Origin of the sequence: Rhodococcus sp. 05-2256-B1, from assembly GCF_002258465.1 — a bacterium.
In the GTDB taxonomy this organism is placed as follows: Bacteria; Actinomycetota; Actinomycetes; order Mycobacteriales; family Mycobacteriaceae; genus Rhodococcoides; species Rhodococcoides fascians.
On sequence record NZ_NOZA01000004.1, the window covers coordinates 1 to 17,213 of the forward strand.

19 protein-coding genes are annotated in these 17,213 nt (G+C 64.4%); 11 read left to right on the forward strand and 8 right to left on the reverse strand.

Features of this window, described 5'->3' with window-relative positions; genetic code table 11:
* The first annotated feature begins 208 nt into the window (after positions 1-208).
* Positions 209-1,018 (forward strand): MerR family transcriptional regulator, encoded by an 810-nt coding sequence (locus CH285_RS00620; RefSeq protein WP_094643808.1) that lies wholly within the window; start codon positions 209-211, stop codon positions 1,016-1,018.
* Between the two features lie 3 nt (positions 1,019-1,021).
* On the opposite strand, the gene CH285_RS00625 is transcribed toward CH285_RS00620, so the two are convergent.
* The gene (locus CH285_RS00625) at positions 1,022-1,840 is read right to left on the reverse strand and encodes a DUF2786 domain-containing protein (RefSeq protein WP_094643812.1); all 819 of its coding nucleotides are present in this window, start codon (positions 1,838-1,840) and stop codon (positions 1,022-1,024) included.
* Between the two features lie 188 nt (positions 1,841-2,028).
* On the opposite strand from CH285_RS00625, the gene CH285_RS00630 reads away from it, so the two are divergent.
* Genes CH285_RS00630 through CH285_RS27635 form a run of 4 tightly spaced genes read left to right on the forward strand, consistent with a single transcriptional unit; the run spans position 2,029 to position 5,358 of the window.
* The gene (locus tag CH285_RS00630) at positions 2,029-3,309 is read left to right on the forward strand and encodes an ABC transporter substrate-binding protein (protein ID WP_094643807.1); all 1,281 of its coding nucleotides are present in this window, start codon (positions 2,029-2,031) and stop codon (positions 3,307-3,309) included.
* Between the two features lie 14 nt (positions 3,310-3,323).
* Positions 3,324-4,370, forward strand: a complete 1,047-nt coding sequence (locus CH285_RS00635; protein WP_176458659.1) for a carbohydrate ABC transporter permease — start codon at positions 3,324-3,326, stop codon at positions 4,368-4,370.
* Positions 4,367-5,188, forward strand: a complete 822-nt coding sequence (locus tag CH285_RS00640; RefSeq protein ID WP_032367661.1) for a carbohydrate ABC transporter permease — start codon at positions 4,367-4,369, stop codon at positions 5,186-5,188. The genes CH285_RS00635 and CH285_RS00640 overlap by 4 nt, the downstream gene beginning before the upstream one ends.
* Positions 5,185-5,358 carry a hypothetical protein gene (locus CH285_RS27635; protein WP_176458660.1) on the forward strand — a complete coding sequence of 58 codons (174 nt, stop codon included), beginning with the start codon at positions 5,185-5,187 and terminating at the stop codon, positions 5,356-5,358. The genes CH285_RS00640 and CH285_RS27635 overlap by 4 nt, the downstream gene beginning before the upstream one ends.
* Here the strand turns inward: CH285_RS27635 and CH285_RS00645 are convergent.
* On the reverse strand, positions 5,342-6,226 hold the full coding sequence (locus CH285_RS00645) for a LysR family transcriptional regulator (protein ID WP_094643806.1): 885 nt from the start codon (positions 6,224-6,226) through the stop codon (positions 5,342-5,344). The genes CH285_RS27635 and CH285_RS00645 overlap by 17 nt on opposite strands.
* On the reverse strand, positions 6,217-6,651 hold the full coding sequence (locus tag CH285_RS00650; RefSeq protein ID WP_094643805.1) for an MmcQ/YjbR family DNA-binding protein: 435 nt from the start codon (positions 6,649-6,651) through the stop codon (positions 6,217-6,219). The genes CH285_RS00645 and CH285_RS00650 overlap by 10 nt, the downstream gene beginning before the upstream one ends.
* A 108-nt stretch (positions 6,652-6,759) precedes the next feature.
* Between CH285_RS00650 and CH285_RS00655 the strand changes: the two genes are divergently transcribed.
* Positions 6,760-7,110, forward strand: coding sequence for a nuclear transport factor 2 family protein (locus CH285_RS00655; RefSeq protein ID WP_032382650.1), 351 nt, complete (start codon positions 6,760-6,762; stop codon positions 7,108-7,110).
* Positions 7,111-7,205: 95 nt separating this feature from the next.
* Here the strand turns inward: CH285_RS00655 and CH285_RS00660 are convergent, their stop codons facing one another.
* A complete protein-coding gene (locus tag CH285_RS00660; protein ID WP_094643804.1) occupies positions 7,206-8,288 on the reverse strand; it encodes an inositol-3-phosphate synthase in 1,083 nt (360 codons plus the stop codon).
* Positions 8,281-8,871, reverse strand: coding sequence for a PadR family transcriptional regulator (locus tag CH285_RS00665; protein WP_027495058.1), 591 nt, complete (start codon positions 8,869-8,871; stop codon positions 8,281-8,283). The genes CH285_RS00660 and CH285_RS00665 overlap by 8 nt, the downstream gene beginning before the upstream one ends.
* A 197-nt stretch (positions 8,872-9,068) precedes the next feature.
* On the opposite strand from CH285_RS00665, the gene CH285_RS00670 reads away from it, so the two are divergent.
* Together CH285_RS00670 and CH285_RS00675 are read left to right on the forward strand one after the other, a co-directional pair.
* On the forward strand, positions 9,069-9,512 hold the full coding sequence (locus tag CH285_RS00670) for a phage holin family protein (RefSeq protein WP_230592952.1): 444 nt from the start codon (positions 9,069-9,071) through the stop codon (positions 9,510-9,512).
* Positions 9,513-9,784: 272 nt separating this feature from the next.
* The gene (locus CH285_RS00675; protein WP_032370038.1) at positions 9,785-10,057 is read left to right on the forward strand and encodes a DUF4235 domain-containing protein; all 273 of its coding nucleotides are present in this window, start codon (positions 9,785-9,787) and stop codon (positions 10,055-10,057) included.
* A 26-nt stretch (positions 10,058-10,083) separates the two neighbouring features.
* Here CH285_RS00675 and CH285_RS00680 read toward each other — a convergent pair whose 3' ends face one another.
* Both CH285_RS00680 and CH285_RS00685 read right to left on the reverse strand, forming a co-directional pair.
* The gene (locus tag CH285_RS00680; protein ID WP_094643803.1) at positions 10,084-10,926 is read right to left on the reverse strand and encodes a DUF1707 SHOCT-like domain-containing protein; all 843 of its coding nucleotides are present in this window, start codon (positions 10,924-10,926) and stop codon (positions 10,084-10,086) included.
* 24 nt (positions 10,927-10,950) lie between these two features.
* Complete coding sequence (locus CH285_RS00685; protein WP_255032291.1) at positions 10,951-11,766, reverse strand: DUF1707 domain-containing protein; 816 nt, start codon at positions 11,764-11,766, stop codon at positions 10,951-10,953.
* 99 nt (positions 11,767-11,865) lie between these two features.
* Here CH285_RS00685 and CH285_RS00690 point away from each other — a divergent pair, with 99 nt between their 5' ends.
* From CH285_RS00690 to CH285_RS00705, 3 genes are all read left to right on the forward strand, one after another.
* Positions 11,866-12,297 carry a DUF5318 domain-containing protein gene (locus CH285_RS00690; RefSeq protein WP_176458661.1) on the forward strand — a complete coding sequence of 144 codons (432 nt, stop codon included), beginning with the start codon at positions 11,866-11,868 and terminating at the stop codon, positions 12,295-12,297.
* Positions 12,298-12,612: 315 nt separating this feature from the next.
* Entirely contained in the window at positions 12,613-15,012 is a 2,400-nt protein-coding gene (locus tag CH285_RS00700; protein ID WP_441347008.1) for a transglycosylase domain-containing protein, read from the forward strand.
* A gap of 111 nt (positions 15,013-15,123) precedes the next feature.
* Positions 15,124-16,572, forward strand: coding sequence for a glycosyltransferase family 87 protein (locus tag CH285_RS00705; protein WP_094643810.1), 1,449 nt, complete (start codon positions 15,124-15,126; stop codon positions 16,570-16,572).
* On the opposite strand, the gene CH285_RS00710 is transcribed toward CH285_RS00705, so the two are convergent.
* A partial coding sequence (locus tag CH285_RS00710; protein ID WP_143545003.1) for a TerD family protein occupies positions 16,547-17,213 on the reverse strand: 667 nt, incomplete at its 5' end. The two genes, CH285_RS00705 and CH285_RS00710, sit on opposite strands and share 26 nt — an antisense overlap.

Sequence of the window (17,213 nt, forward strand, 5' to 3'; positions counted from 1 at the left end):
CATCCCGCCGTCGTCCCCATCCCGCCGCCCCCAATTCCCGCAAACGCGCGCGCGTTTGTCATACGCGAGTGGATTCGCCTCGAATTCGGGGCTATTCCGCGCGCACCTGGCGAACGCGCGCGCGTTTGCGGCGGCCTCGGCTACATCCGGCGTCACCCCTCCCCTGGAGAGTCGACTCTCCCCCACGGGGAGGGGCGAGAATAGCGACATGAACGGATTGCTGACGATCGGCGAGTTCTCTCGAATCACCCATCTGTCGGTGAAGACCCTGCGTCGCTATCACGAGTCGGGTTTGCTCGAGCCCGCGACGGTCGACGACTACTCGGGCTACCGGTACTACGCCACCGATCAGGTCGGGGTCGCGCAGATCATCGGTCGATTCCGGAAGATGCAGATGCCGGAGCGGGAGGTGCGGGCAATCGTGCAGACACCCGATCCCGATGCCCGCGCTCGACTGATCACCGAACATCTCACTCGACTCGAGCGTCAGTTGGACGACACCAGATCAGCCGTGACGGCGCTGCGCCGGTTGCTCGATCCCACTCCGCCCGCGATCGATGTCCGACGCATTCTCACCGAACAGTGTTCTGTCGCAGCCATTTCCGAGGTGGTCGACGCGTCCGACGTGCTGGGCTGGTACTCGGACGCGATGGCCGAGATCGACGCGGTCGTATCGGACACTACCGGGCCGCCGGGCGGGTTGTACGACAACGATCTCTTCACCGACGGGCGGGGTGAGTTGACCGTCTACGTTCCCACCGTCGATGCGCCGTCCGTCGGCAGAGTTCGGCCGATGACGCTGCCTCCCGTCGAACTCGCGGTGACGGTTCATCACGGACCCCACGACGACATCGACGTCACCTATGGCGCGCTCGGGGTGCACGTGGAGACCAACGGCCTGGCCATCGCGGGGCCGGTTCGCGAGGTCTATGTCGTCGGGCCGCGGGATACCGAGAACTCGGCGCTGTGGCGTACCGACATCGGATGGCCGGTGTTCACGGCATCACCGGCCACGTAGCAGTCAGCGTCCCAGCTGCCGGCTTGCTCCGCCGATCTCTGCGTGGGCACCGATCTTCGCGTTTCGTCCCGCTCGATCGCCGGCCTTGCGTGCGCCCTCCGAGTACCCGGCGTTCGCGCTCTGGCCTCGCCAGTGCCCGCGTGCAGTGGACGTCTGGCGGTAGTAGTCGCGGAGCTCGATCTCTTTGTCTCGCAACACCAGAGCGGTTCCGGCACCGGAGGTCTCCTGCGCGATGGCCTTGGCCTCGGTGTCCTTCTTGACCTCCGCGAGCCGTTGACCGATGCGCGACGCGAATGCCGTCTGGAAGTTCAGACGTGCCGTCACGGCGGCGACGGGCACCTCCTCGCGTCGGGTGTAGCGGCGACGATTCTTGACCTCGGTGATGGTGCGGATGGCCGTCTCGGATTTGTAGGCACCGGACTTGATGTACGCGTCGGACGCTCGGACCATCTGAATCAGCAAAGAGGAGTACAGGGCTTCGGTGGTCTCGATGTCCGAGTCGAAACCGTAGGCGAACACCTGCGTCGACGATCTGGCGACATCGCACTGGACATCGTTTGCATGAGCGATGGCGACGAACAGTTGAACGTAGGTCTTGAGTCCACGCTTGCCCGGTTCACCGATGGGGATGACCTTCTGAGTCGGCGTCGCCTGCCGTTCGCGGGATGCGCTGTGCGAACGCGCCACCGCAAGATCCACCGACGCCGACGTGGCCAAACGCTGCGCGGCCTCCATGAAGGCCTCGGCCTCGTGGGGGTTGTCGGTGGACTCCGCCTGACGCAGCAATCCGCCGATTCGCGTCAGCATCTTGTCCGAACTCATGAGCGAAAGGGTACCGGGCACCTCCGACACGTCCGGGTTGACCGATTCAGGAACTCGATAATGACCCCTACGCGGTGAGTTGTGTGCCACAGTACCCATCGACATATGTGTCGGGGGAGCATCACAGCACGATTCTGCGTGCCCATCTCCGGGCGCATACCACCGCGTAGAAGTAAGTGGAGAAAACAATGGCGTCTTTGATCACGAAGGTGGCAGTGGTTGCGACAGCAGCCACGCTGCTGACGCTCACCGGATGTTCGAGCGACAACGGTTCGAGCGGCGATTCGGGTGCTGCATCCGAAAATGCCGACGGCCGTGGACCTATCACGTATGTAGAGGGCCAGGACACCACCGAGACCGGTGTCGTCCAGCAGATCATCTCGGAGTGGAACGCCGCCAACCCTGATCAGCAGGTCACCTTCAAGGAGCAGTCCGCCGACGCCGATCAGGCCCACGACGACTTCGTTCAGCAGCTCCAGGCGCAGCAGAGCGACTACGACGTCATGGCACTCGACGTCGTCTGGACCGCCGAGTTCGCGGCCAAGGGCTGGCTCGTGCCGCTCGAGGGCGAATTCGCACTCGACAACGCAGGCGTTCTTCCGGCGACCGTCGCGAGCGCGACCTACAACGGCAAGCAGTACGCCGCACCGAAGAACACCAACGGCGGACTGCTCTACTACCGCAGTGATCTGCTCCCCGAAGCGCCCACCACCTGGGCCGAGCTCACCGAGGACTGCCAGGTCGCCCGCGACAACAACATCGACTGCTACGCAGGGCAATTCGCCCCCTACGAGGGTCTGACGGCCAACGCGTCGGAGATCATCAACGCGCACGGCGGATCGATCGTCGGCGAAGACGGCAAGACCCCCACCGTCAACAGCCCGGAAGCCAAGGCCGGACTGCAGACTCTGGTCACCGCGTTCGAGACCGGCGTCATCCCGGCCCAGGACACCACGTTCAAGGAGTCCGACAGCCAGCAGGCGTTCCAGGACGGAAAGACACTGTTCCTGCGCAACTGGCCGTACGTCTACGGCACCGCCGCAGAAGAAGGTTCGGCTGTGGTCGGAAAGTACGCGGTCGCACCGCTTCCCGGCGTCACCGGCGTGGGCACCTCGACGCTCGGCGGATACAACGCCGCGATCAGCGCGTACTCCGAGAACAAGGCCACTGCTGCCGACTTCCTGCGCTTCATGCAGGGCGAGAAGGCGCAGCGCATCATCGCCGAGGGTGCTTTGCCGCCCGTGCTCTCCTCGCTGTACGACGATCCCGCACTGATCGCCGCGATGCCGTACCTTCCCGCATTGAAGGCATCCATCGAGAACGCCGTTCCGCGTCCCGTCACCCCGTTCTACCCGGCCGTCTCGAAGGCCGTGCAGGACAACGTCTCTGCCGCCATCAAGGGTGAGAAGAGCGTCGACCAGGCGATCACGGACATGCAGGCCGGTATCGAAACCGCCGGCGCCAACTGATTTCGGGAGAACCAATGGCTGTACCTGCTGGTGTGACCAGTGGGGCCGCCGCAACCACCGCGGCCGGGGGCTCGTCCCCCGGCCGCGGTCGGCATGTGCGGTCCAAGAACAAGCGGTTCGGCCTGACGCAGGGTCGGGCCTGGCTGTTGATCGCACCGACGATGGTGATCCTCGCGATCGTCATCGTCTACCCGGTGATCCGGGCCCTGGTGATGTCCTTCTCCAAGGATCCCGGTCTCGATCCCGTCACCGGCATGTTCGTCACCGGTGGATCTGCCGGCTTCGACAACTACACGCACTGGATCCTGCAGCAATGCACTTCGGCGTCGGGCACGTTGGTGCCCTGCCCGCCGGGAACGCTGGGGTCGCAGTTCTGGGGCGCCGTCGGAAACACCGCGTTCTTCACGGTCGTCACGGTGTCCATCGAGGTGGTAATCGGCTTCGGAATGGCCGTCATCATGGGCAAGACCTTCGCCGGACGCGCCCTGTTGCGCGCGGCAATCCTGATCCCCTGGGCGATCCCGACGGCGGTCACGGCCAAGCTCTGGTACTTCATCTTCGCGTACGACGGTGTCGCCAATCGCATTCTGGGAACGAACATTCTGTGGACCGGTGACGCGTGGCCCGCTCGTTTCGCCGTCATCATCGCCGACGTGTGGAAGACGACGCCGTTCATGGCGCTGTTGATTCTGGCCGGGTTGCAGATGATTCCCGCCGACGTCTACGAGGCGGCTCGCGTCGACGGTGCGTCGGCGTGGCAGCGATTCACCAAGATCACACTGCCATTGGTCAAGCCCGCGTTGATGGTGGCAATTCTGTTCCGCACCATGGACGCGCTGCGTATGTACGACTTGCCGGCCATCCTCACCGAGGGCAATCCCGCCACCCGGACCATCTCGATCCTGGTGGTGGATCAGATTCGGCAGGGATTCAACAGCGCTGCCTCGTTGTCGACGATCTCGTTCATCATGATCTTCGTCGTGGCGTTCATCCTGGTGAAGTTTCTCGGTGCCAATGCCGTTGCCACTCAGGACAATCAGCGCAAGGGGCCCGGCCGATGAAGCAAGCTCGCATCTATCTCGGCGTCGTCGTCATTCTCGTCTGGGGACTGGCACCGTTCTATTGGATGGTCGTCACCGCATTCCGCGACCCGCGCTACACCTTCGACACGACGCCGTGGCCGACGCACGTTACGTGGGAGAACTTCGAGAACGCGTTGTCGACGGCGAACGGCAACAATTTTCTTCGTGCGGTGGGCAACAGCCTGATCGTGGGCGGCGCGACCACACTGATCGCGTTGGTCATTGGCATTTTCACCGCATACGCGCTCTCCCGCATCGACTTTCGCTTCAAGTACGTGGTGACGGGCATCATCCTGGGTGCGTCGATGTTCCCCGTCGTCGCATTGGTGACCCCGCTGTTCCAGTTCTTCACCAACATCGGCTGGATCGGCAGCTACCAGGCGATGGTCATCCCGAACATCTCGTTCGTCCTACCGCTGACGATCTATACGCTGGCGGCGTTCTTCGCCGAATTGCCCTGGGAGCTCGAAGAAGCCGCGCGGATCGACGGCGCCGGACGATTCCAGGCATTCCGCCTGGTGATGCTCCCGCTCGCCGCGCCTGCCTTGTTCACCACCGCGATTCTCGCGTTCATCGCCGCAGTGAACGAGTACTTGCTCGCCAGCCAGCTCTCGAGTGACAAGACCGAACCGGTGACCGTCGCCATCGCGCGGTTCACCGGCAACGATCCGCTCGTGGTGCCGTATGCCGCGATCATGGCCGCGGGCACCATCGTTGCGATTCCACTGGTGATCATGGTGCTGCTGTTCCAGCGCCGCATCATCTCCGGACTGACGGCGGGCGGTGTCAAGTCGTGACAGCGCAGGACCACCTGCAGTTGTTGGCAGGCATTCTCGGGTTCTTCGCACTGGTAGCTCTCGGTTTCGCCGTAGCCGGGATCATCGGAGGTGATCCCGGCGTGCTGCCGTCCGTAGCGCTGCTCGGCTTGCTGGTCGCACTGTGGTTCGCGGTCAAGAAGATTCGCTGAAACTCGTCGTCGCTACGGCCACCAATTCGGCCAGTGCCGGACTCATCGCGCTGCGCCACACCAGGGCCAGCAGCGCGGCGGTGTGCGAGTCGGTCAGCTCGATCGCGACGAGCCGGTCGCCGTAGAATTCGGCCATCGACCGGCTGAGAATCCCGACCCCCAAACCGCGGGTGGCGAGGTCGGCTACCGCGTCAGGTGCGCTGGCCTGCAACGTGATCGACGGTGACAGACCTCCCCCGGCGCAGTCCCTGTCGAACACCGCACGAATTCCGGTGCCCGACGGAAGGGCAACGATCGGATATTCGCACACCTCGGCGAGTGTCGCGTCCTTCTGCGCCGCCAGTGGATGCTCCGCCGGCACGGCGGCAACGATCCGCTCGTCGATCACCACCATCGATTCGAGTCCGGCGGGGGTCCGAGAAGCGAGACCGACCAACGCAAGATCCAGCTCGCCGGATCGAACATCCGCGACGAGATCGTCCGAATTACCTTCGCGCAAAGCAATGTCGACGCCGGGATGTGCCGCGTGGAAGCCCGCCAACGCGTCGAACAGTGGGGGAACGGTGCAGGCGGTGACCATACCGACGCTCAGTCTGCCGCGCAGTAGGCCCGTCACATCGTCGACGGATTGTTTGACGGATCCTGCCGCGGCGAGTGTCGCGCGGGCCTGCGGCAACGCCGCCTGGCCGGCTGTGGTCAAAGTGGCTGTGCCACCGGATCTGTCGATCAGCTCGGCACCGAGTTCGCGCTCGAGCGCCCTGATCTGCGCGCTGACCCCCGATTGGCTGATGTGAACGCGGGCGGCAGCGCGGGTGAAGTTCGCTTCCTCGGCCACCGCGACGAAATACTCGAGCTGCCTCAGTTCCATTGCTGCATTCCAAGATTGGGACCCTCGCCGGCGTCGAGTCGGGCTATCGCGCGTTTCGGTGCGGTGACGCGGTAGCTGCAGTCGATCAGTTCGGCGGCTTCGGCCCAGACATCGCTGTCGGCCTTGTCTTTGCGGTCACTGCTCAGGTCGAATCCCACCCAGCCTGCGGGCCCGAGGTAGGCGGGATGGAAGTAGCGCGGCTCGAGTTCGCAGGCTCGCTGCTCCTCGGCGCTCTCGCATTTGACGATGATCGACAGATCGAACTGATCGCCGCCTTTGACGCCGCCGCCGAAGTAGACGAACACCGAGGCCGTGCGGAAGGTCGGCCTGCCGTGCGAAACCTTCTCGGTCACGTCGGGGTACGCGAACGCCAGAGCGCGAACGCGTTCGAGAATCGGATGCTTCGAGGTGGGATCGATGGCCACGCGAGAACGATAGCGCGTGGTGTCTAGCTGCGGCTATGAGTAGAAGTTCTAGTGATGATCGGAACCAACTGTTGGACTTCTGGCGCGGCGGGTTCGAGACTCGAATCCATGACACAGACACCCGCACAAATTGCAGCAACCTACTTCGAGGCCTGGAAGGCGAAGGACTTCGACACTCTGGCGTCGATCCTGCACGAAGACGCCACGTTTCGGGGGCCACTGGGCACCGCCGACAGCGGCGAAGAATGCGTCGCCGGGTTGAAGGGAATGTCGCAGATCGTCACCGACATCGACATCGCGCACGTCTTCGTCGATGGCCCGAACGTGCTGACGTGGTTCGAGCTGCACACGTCGATCGCACCCCCGGCCCCCACCGCGAACTGGCAACGAATCGAGAACGGCAAAATCACCGAAATCAGGGTGACATTCGACCCGCGCGCCATCGTCGCGGCGGGATAGACGAGCGCCCGCCGGTACTCAATGTGACATTTGGTGGCCTATTGGGGGGTCAATGTCACGTTGAGTGGACCGGCGGGCGTCAGTGCCGCAGAGAGTTACGCGTCGATGATGAAGGCTTCGAGTTGTTCGCGAGCGACGTCGTCGGCCAGCTGCTTCGGCGGGCTTTTCATCAGGTATGCGGAAGCCGGGATGACCGGTCCACCGATGCCGCGGTCCTTGGCGATTTTCGCGGCGCGGACTGCGTCGATGATGACACCGGCGGAGTTGGGTGAGTCCCAGACCTCGAGCTTGTATTCGAGGCTCAGGGGAACGTCACCGAAGGCGCGGCCTTCGAGGCGCACGTAGGCCCACTTGCGGTCGTCGAGCCAGCCGACGTGGTCGGACGGTCCGATGTGGACGTCCTTGGCGTTGAATTCCTTCTGCAGGTTCGACGTGACGGCCTGGGTCTTGGAGATCTTCTTCGACTCGAGGCGGGTGCGCTCGAGCATGTTGAGGAAGTCCATGTTGCCGCCGACGTTGAGCTGCATAGTGCGGTCGAGCTGCACGCCGCGGTCTTCGAACAGCTTCGCCATGACGCGGTGGGTGATGGTGGCACCGACCTGGCTCTTGATGTCGTCGCCGACGATGGGGACGCCAGCGTCCTCGAACTTCTTGGCCCAGACGGGGTCGGAGGCGATGAAGACGGGGAGGGCGTTGACGAAGGCGACGCCTGCGTCGATGGCGGCCTGTGCGTAGAACTTGTCGGCTTCTTCGGATCCGACGGGGAGGTAGGACACGAGGACGTCGACCTTGGCGTCACGCAGTGCCTGTGCGACGTCGATTGCTTCGCCGTCGGCCTCGGTGATGGTCTCGCGGTAGTACTTTCCGAGGCCGTCGAGGGTCGGTCCGCGCAGGACGTGGACGTCCTTCGGGGGCACGTCGGCGATCTTGATGGTGTTGTTCTCGCTGGAGAAGATGGCCTCGGAGAGGTCGAAGCCGACCTTCTTGGCGTCGACGTCGAACGCGGCGACGAACTCGACGTCGCGGACGTGGTACTTGCCGAACATGACGTGCATCAGGCCGGGAACGGTGGCGTTCTCGTCTGCGTCCTTGTAGTACTCGACACCCTGGACCAGGGATGAGGCGCAGTTGCCCACACCCACAATGGCCACGCGGATTGCGTTGTTGTTCTCACCCATGGTCGGGTTCTCCTTCTGTCTTGACTGTCCTGTTTGGTGCTGTGTGGGACGGTGCTGGGTTGGGGGCGGCTTGCTCGGCTGCGATGACTTCGTTGAGCCAGCGCACCTCGCGTTCGCTCGATTCGAGACCGAGCTGGTGGAGTTGCCGGGTGTAGCGGTCGAGTGTTCCGTTCGCCTTGGCCACAGCGTCGCGGAGGCCTTCTCGGCGCTCCTCGACCTGGCGTCGTCTGCCTTCGAGAATGCGGACCCGAGCTTCTGCCGGGGTTCGACTGAAGAAGGCCAGATGTACGCCGAATCCGTCGTCGGTGTAGTTCTGCGGTCCGGTGTCGGCCACCAGTTCGGCAAATCGTTCCCTGCCGAGGGGGGTGAGCACGTACACCCGTTTTGCTCGTCTTTTCACGAGCAGTTCGGGACCGGCGTCCTCGGCGATGAGCCCGTCGGTTTGTAGTCGACGGAGCGCCGGGTACAGCGATCCGTACGAAAACGCACGAAATGCTCCGAGCAGGCCGGTCAGCCGCTTGCGAAGCTCGTAACCGTGCATGGGTGATTCGAGAAGCAGTCCGAGAATTGCGAGTTCGAGCATGCAACTCCCCCTTCTCGAATCCAACGATCACATCCTGGCGATGCGATGAGCCACACTATCGGAGAATGTATCGCGCCGATACATGAAGTGACAAACCAATGGCCGGTTACATCGCGCGAACCGGCATTTGCGGACGTGTTTTTCGGGGTCCTTCGCGGGTATCGACACAGGACGGCACTACATCGAAGGAGCGCATCATGCACGAATACGATCAACCGCCCCCACTGTCGAACGCCGAGTCCGAGCGGGGCTCCCACGTGGCGGACCTGTCGACGGTGCAGCTGATCGAGCGACTGGCGACTCAGGTCTCGACGCTCGTCCGGACCGAGATCGACGCCGGACTCGCCGAAGTCAAGAGCAAGGGAAGTCGCCTCGGGGTGGGCGTCGGAATCTCCGGCGCGGGTGCGCTGCTGCTGTTCCTCGGGCTCGCCACCTTGATCGCTACCGCAGTGCTCGGACTGGCAACAGTGTTGTCCGCATGGCTCGCAGCGCTGATCGTCGCGATCGTGGTGCTGGCGATCGGGGGCATCCTGGCCGCAGTCGGCGCGTCACGGGCAAAGAAGGCCTTGCCGCCGATTCCCGCGGACACCGCAGCACGTATCGGCGACGACATCACCGCAGTGAAGGAGGGCATCCGATGACCGACTCACCGGCCCACAGTGTTTCCGGCAACTCCGATCAGCCGCCCAGCATCGAGGAACAGCGTTCCGAACTGGCCGACACCGTCGCCGCTCTCGCGGCCAAAGCCGACATCCCCACTCGAGTGGGCAACGAGGCCTCTCGACAGGCGACACGTGCCTCCGATGCGGTGCGCAGTAGGCCCGGCACTGCCGCAGGGGCCCGTGGGCTTCGTGGTGACCGCAGTGTTGGTGACGGTTCTTCTTCGTCGCCGACGTACGAGAAAGGTGTTTCGATGAGTGCAGTATCGAAGGCGTTCTACAGACCGATGTCGTTGGCGACGAGTGTGCTCGGCGGGCTGGCGGCCGGCGCGGTGTTCAAGCAGGTGTGGAAGCACGTCGGCGACGACGACGCGGCGGCCCCCGACCCGAAAGATCTGAATCGCTCCGTCCGAGAGGTGCTGATCGCGGCAGCCGTCCACGGTGCGGTGTTCGGCGTCGTCAAGGCCGCAGTCGACAGGGCAGGGGCAACCGGTTACCGCGCCATCACGCACGAGAGCCCGAAGTAGCCGACACGCAACATGATTCGCGGCGTCTATCGGCTTACCGAGACGATGTTGCCCGCGAAGTCCGCTTCGACGCGGCCACCCTGATCGTCGTCGTTGTGTGCGGTGATCGAGATGCGCTGCTCGCCGCGGGAATCGGTGATCATGACGTACTCGACGGCGGCGTCCGGAACCCCGACGGCCTCGGGCGTTCCCGCGACGAGGCCGGCCAGAACTGCGGAATCAATTGTGGCCCAGTCGAAGAGAGCCTCTTGTGCGTCTGGCGCGTCGGTCTCGTGATACATCTCGAACCCCCCGGAGACGAACACACGCTCTCGTCGGCCCTCTGCCGTCGGGCGATAGACGTCGGCACGGTTGCCGTCCATCTGAATGAACACCTCGAGAACCTGCGAACTGCCGAAGCGTTCCACGTAGCGTTCTCGAAAATCGTCGAGTCCGGCTGCCGTGTCGAAAACGAACGGGCGAGCGACTATCGGGGTGACGTCGACCGGCAGGTCCATCGGCACGGTGGGGGTCACGCTGCGCGTCGTCGTGGACGCGACGACGGCAGCAGTCGGAACCGGTTCTTCGCCGGTCCTGGTCGACAGAAACACCACCAGCCCTACAGTCACGATGACGACCGAGCCGAGTGCCAGCAGTAGCCGGTTCTTCGGTTCGGATGTTCGCGGCGGTGGTTCCGGAAGGTCGATGTCGATTTGTAGGTCGGAGACCAGTCGTCGCAGATCACGCAGGGTGATGGCCACCCGCGCACGTTCGCTACGCAGGCGGTGCTCGTCGAAGGTGAGCTGGCCGTCGGCGTATGCGGAATCCAGAACGGTGGCGGTCAGCGCGCGGTCTATGTCGCGAGCGCGAAAATCGGGTCGTTGAGCCACCTGCGGGCTTCCTTTCCGGACCGGTCAGCCGAACGAAAACGGCGCGACACGCAGGAAGTTGCCTGCGGGATCGAACAGGAGAGTTCCGCTTTCCTGGTCGGTGTTGTCGGCGGAGACGGATATTTGCGGGCCGTTGTCGCTGCCGTGGAAGCTCACGGTGTAGCTGTCGATTCGACTCATGTTCAAGCTCTCGCGGGCACCGGCGATGATCCCCGCTGCCTTCGTCAGATCGACCGTCGCCAGGTCGATCTGAGGTTCGTCGAAGTCGCGGGTGCTCGAGAAGTTGTCGTCGTAGTCGTCGATCACACCGTCGCGATAGGTGTAGCTGACCTGCTTCTGTGGCACCCCGGGTGCAGGTGCCGAAATGACGGCGTAGTCCTCGTACAGCCCGAGTCTGTCGACCACCGACGTGCCGATCTTCTGTTGCAGTGCATCGACGATATCCACGACGACTGCAGGATTCTTGTACCCGGCCGACCCGAGACCCGATTCGGGGTCATCGGTGTTCGAGCACGCGCGAATGCCGAAGGTGAGCGCCACGAGTGCGGCAACGGCAGGGACCGCGACGGCCATGAAGCCCAGGCGTGAGCCCTTTGCCGTCGTGATCGGATGCGCGAACTCGATCGGGTCGGCCATCGGCGGCAGATCGGTGTCGTTCTGAAGGTCCTCGATGAGGGCGTGCAGATCGGCGATCGTGTCGGCTTCCTTCGCCAGATCGATCCTTGCGGCGTGCTCGAAATCGGACAGCTGGCCATCGGCGAGTGCTTCGTCCAACGTGGCGCAAGTATCGGTGCGATCCACATCACGCGCTCGCGTACTGGGTGACAGTCGCGTCGGCACAGGTGGAGCATAGTTTCTCGGCCCAGGAATGGGGGCCGATCGTCGTCCAGGCGGGGATCGCAGGTCTCCATCGACACTGCCGCACGTACTCTGGTTCTCGTGCGACTTCAGCGACAGGTGGTGGACTACGCCCTTCAGCGTCGGTCGCTGCTGGCCGAGGTCTACTCCGGTAGGACGGGCGTGGCAGCGGTCTGCGATGCAGATCCCTATCTTCTACGTGCCGCCAAGTTCCACGGCCGCGGCAGCGAAGTAGTGTGCCCGATCTGCCGGAAGGAGCAGCTCACGCTGGTGTCGTGGGTGTTCGGCGAGAAGCTCGGCCCCCTGTCCGGCTCGGCGAGAACGGCCGACGAACTCGGTCGGCTGGCTGCCACCCAAGAGGAATTTTCGGTCCATGTGGTCGAGGTCTGCCGCTCGTGCAGCTGGAATCACCTCGTCCAGTCCTACGTCCTCGGGGCCGTGCCCGCACCCAAGCAACCCCGTCGCCCACGATCGGGATCCCGTCAACCGAACCGTCGAACTGCGAGTGAATGACACAATCGCTTCGCTGAACCCAGCCACCGAGAATTCGACGCGGCCGCCGAGATTACTGGAGATTCGTACGTGAGTTCCCCCTACGACAACAACCCGGGTAACAACGAACCTGGCCGTAGCGACTCCGGACGGCGCCCCGACGTGCCCGGACCACCGCGCGGCAGCCGCCATTCCGATCCGCCCGGACGTCGTCCGGTACCCCCACCGGGCCAACGTCCGGTGCCTCCTCCGGGCCAACGTCCGCTACCGCCTCCGGGTCAGCGCCCCGGACCGCCTCCCGGGCAGCGTCCGATGCCACCGCAGGGTCGACCGCCGATGCCACCTCCGGGTCAGCGTCCGGTACCGCCTCCGGGTCAGCGCCCCGGGCCCCCTCCTGGGCAGCGCCCCGGGCCCCCTCCTGGGCAGCGTCCGATGCCACCGCAGGGTCGACCGTCCGGTGACGGTCGCTACGCCGCGGCAGGTGTCACTCGATCGGGATCCGTCCCGCCGCCACACGAACCGAACGATCCATCAGCTAGCTCCTCGGGCAACGAACCGCCCGAGCCCCCCGAAAGAGGTTCCGCCGCGAAAACGAAGAAGAAGTCCAAGTGGCGGGTAGTTCGACGCACGTTGTATGCGTTGGTCGCCTTGGGCCTGATAGTGCCGATTCTGCTGTTCATGGTGGCGTACACGCTGGTGGACGTCCCGCGGCCCGGTGACCTCAGGACCAATCAGGTTGCGACGATCTTCGCCTCCGACGGGTCGAGCGTGCTCGGCAAGGTGGTGCCACCCGAGGGCAACCGAACCGATGTCACGATCGACCAGATTCCGGAGCACGTGCGTAACGCCGTGCTCTCGGCGGAGGATCGCGACTTCTATTCCAATCCCGGGTTCTCGGTGACCGGCTTCGGCCGTGCCCTGCGCGACAACGTTCTCGGACGTGACAGCGCGGGCGGCGGTTCCACGATCACGCAGCAGTACGTCAAGAATGCGGTGGTCGGCTCCGAGCGGACGTTGACGCGCAAGATGCGGGAGCTGGTCATCTCGTCGAAGATGGCTCGCCAATGGTCCAAGGACGACATTCTCGCGGCGTATCTGAACACCATCTATTTCGGTCGTGGCGCTTATGGCATCGCTGCCGCGTCGACGGCGTACTTCGGCAAATCCGTGGATCAGCTCTCGGTCGAGGAAGGCGCAGTACTGGCTGCGACCATCCAGCAACCGTCCGGACTCGATCCGGAAGTCAACCCCACCGGTGCTCAGTCGCGGTGGAACTACGTGCTCGACGGCATGGTCTCGCAGGGCCAGCTCGATGCGACTCAGCGTGCGGCGATGCAGTATCCGCAGTGGGTCCCCATTTCTCAGGTCGATTCGGGTGATGCCGCCGACGCAGGTCCCAACGGTCTGATCAAGGCGCAGGTTTTGCGTGAATTGTCGGCTGTCGGGGTCAGTGATCAGGATCTGAACACCGAGGGTCTGCAGATCACGACGACGATCGATCCGAGGGCGCAGGCCGCCGCGGTCGAGGCCGTGGACAACAACCTGCAGGGTGAGCCGTCGGAGCTGCGCACGGCGTCGGTGTCGATCGATCCGCGCAGTGGCGCGGTCCGCTCGTACTACGGCGGCGCGGACGGGCGCGGTTTCGACTTCGCTCAGTCCGGGTTGCAGACCGGATCGTCGTTCAAGGTGTTCGGCCTCGCCGCTGCCTTGGACCAGGGCATTCCGCTGTCGAAGATGTACGACAGTTCCTCGCTCGACGTCAACGGCATCCAGATCAGCAACGTCGAGGGCGAATCCTGTGGCACGTGCACCATCGCCGAAGCCCTCAAGCGGTCGCTGAACACGAGCTTCTACCGCATGATGCTGGGCATGAACAACGGCCCGCAGGCGATCGCGGACATGGCACACAAGCTCGGTATCCCGCAGGAGATCGAGGGCGTCGGCCCCACGCTGACCGAGCCCGACAACGCGGGCCCGAACTACGGAATCGTGCTCGGCCAGTACCAGTCGCGGGTGATCGATATGGCCTCGGCCTACGCCACACTGGCAGCCTCCGGCGTCTACCACACCCCGCACTTCGTGCAGAAGGTCGTCACGGCCGACGGCACGGTGTTGCTCGATCGTGCACCCGAGGCCGGTCAGCAGGTCGTCTCGGCGGCGGTGGCCGACAACGTGACGTCGGCGATGCGTCCGATCGCCGGGTACTCCAACGGTCACAACCTCGCGGGTGGTCGTCAATCGGCGGCGAAGACCGGTACCGCGCAGCTCGGTGATACCGGGCAGAACAAGGACGCCTGGATGGTCGGGTACACCCCGTCACTGTCGACGGCGGTGTGGGTCGGTACCGAGCAGGGCTTGCCGCTCGAGAACAGTTACGGCGGTCCGATCTACGGATCGGGCATACCGTCGGACATCTGGAAGGCGACGATGGACGGCACGCTCGAGGGCACCTCGAACGAGACGTTCCCGACGCCCGAGGCCATCGCCGGTCAGGCAGGTGTCCCGCAGTACTCGGCACCGGCCGCACCGGTCACGACGGTGGCTCCGTCCGCGCCGCCGCCCGTGACTCTGCCGATCCCGACGGAGATTTCGCCGCCGGTGGTCATCACGCCGCGTCAGGTCGAGATTCTGCCGGGCGTCACCATTCCGCTGCCGGGTCTGGCCCCGGCTCAGCCCGCACAGCCACCGGCAGCACCCGAGCCGGCAGCCCCCGAACCGGCGACTCCCGGCCAGTAGCACCGAACGGTGACGACCGAACCCGAGCGCAAGGGCAGAGCCCTTGCCAGTCCTGGTCGCCTGGACACGGCGAGTGCAACGGACCGTGACGCACCCAGCCGTACCGATCCGATGACCGAGGAACTGTCCTCGGTCATCGGCGGGCCGGTGGGCGCGCACGCTCTGGTCGGTCGGCAACGGTGGTTCACTGCGCTGCGGGTCATCCTGTTGCTCGCTGTGGTCTTTCTCTGCTTCGGCTGGTTCGCCAAGGCAGCGTGCATTCAACAGGCACCGGTGGGTCCGAACGGTGAACTCGGACTCGACTGGAGCGGCAGTCGCCAGTACGTGGCGATGTGCTATTCGGACACCGTGCCGCTCTACGGTGCCGAGCGGCTCGACCAAGGCGCGTTTCCGTACAAGAAGTCCTGGGAAGAAACGAAGGCCGACGGGTCGAGTCAGATCCGGTACATGGAATATCCGGTCATTGCCGGCCTGTACCAGTACGGCTCGATGGTCGTCGGAAAGGCATGGAACTCACTGAGTTTCCTGCCGCAAGCCCTGCCTGTGGTCGTCTACTTCAACGTCGTCGCTCTGGGATTGGCCGTCGCGTGGCTGGTCACCGTGTGGGCGACGGCGATCTCGGCGGGGCGACGCATCTGGGACGCTGCCCTGGTGGCTGCCTCACCGCTGGTGATCGTGCATGGATTCACCAACTTCGACGCTCTCGCAACGGCATTCGCGCTCACCGGTCTGCTGGCCTGGGCCAAGAAGCGGCCCGTACTGGCCGGCATACTGCTGGGTCTCGGCGGTGCCACCAAGCTCTATCCTCTGTTGTTCCTCGGGCCGCTGCTGGTGTTGTGCTGGCGGGCCGGCCGCATGCGCGAGTGGGGGCTGACCGCAGCGGCTGCCCTCGGGGCCTGGCTTGCGGTCAATCTTCCACTGGCCCTGCTGTATCCGACGGGGTGGTACGAGTTCTTCCGGCTCAACTCCGAGCGCGGAGCCGACCCCGATTCGCTGTACAACGTCGTCACTTCCTTCACCGGATGGACGGGCTTCGACGGCCCCCTCTATCCGGGGGACAAGCCGATGGTTCTCAACGCAGTCACGCTGCTGTTCTTCGCCGTCGTGTGTGCGCTGATCGCCTACATCGGTACGACGGCTCCGACCCGGCCGAGGCTGGCCCAGTTGGTGTTTCTGGTGGTGGCCGGGTTCCTGCTGACCAACAAGGTGTGGAGTCCCCAGTACTCGCTGTGGCTGGTCCCTCTCGCGGTGCTGGCTCTACCGCATCGTCGAATCCTGTTGGCGTGGATGGCAATCGACGCGTTCGTCTGGTTCCCCCGGATGTACTACTACCTGGGCGTGGACAACAAGGGTCTGCCCGAACAGTGGTTCACCGCCACCGTGGTCGTGCGCGATATCGCAGTGATCGGCTTGTGCGCGTTGATCGTTCGGCAGATCTACCGGCCGTCGGAGGATCTCATTCGAAACGGCAGCGCCGTCGACCCGCTCGGTGGCGTACTCGACGGCGCTGCAGATCGAACCGGTCGGCGTGCGGTCACATATAGCGGCCGAGCTGCTTGACGGCTTCACCGGCGTGCTTGGCCTGGATGCCGTCGCCGATGGCCTGTAGCTTCCATTCACTGCCCTGGCGGTAGACCTTTGCCATCACCAATCCCGTGAACGGCATGCCGCCCTGCAGGGTGAAGCGGGCGAGTTCGGTGTTGGTGGTGTTGTCGACCAGCCGGCAGAACGCATTGGCAACCTGCTCGAACGTCTGGCCGCGGTACGAGGTGACCGTGAAGACGATGCCGGTGACGTGCTGGGGTACCCGCGTCAGATCGACGACGATGACCTCGTCGTCGCCCTCGCCCTCGCCGGTCAGGTTGTCTCCCTTGTGCGTGATCGACCCGTCCTTGGCGTTGAGCTGGCCGTAGTACACGACATCGTTGACGTTGCGATCTGCCAGCATGATTGCCGACGCGTCCAGGTCGATGTTCGCCGCACGGCCTCCGCCGCCGAACAGTCCACCCTTCTTCGGGGTCGTCACCGGGTCCCAGCCGAGGCCCATGCGAATGACCGTCAGGGCCACGCCGCCGTCCTTGCGGAGAGTGACCTTCTGGCCCTTGGACAGACTGACGGGCTTGGACTTGGTGAGGCTGACTTCCGGAGCTTCGGAGCGAACCGGGGCGGGAGGGGCTGCGGGAGGCGCGGCCGGGGCGGTT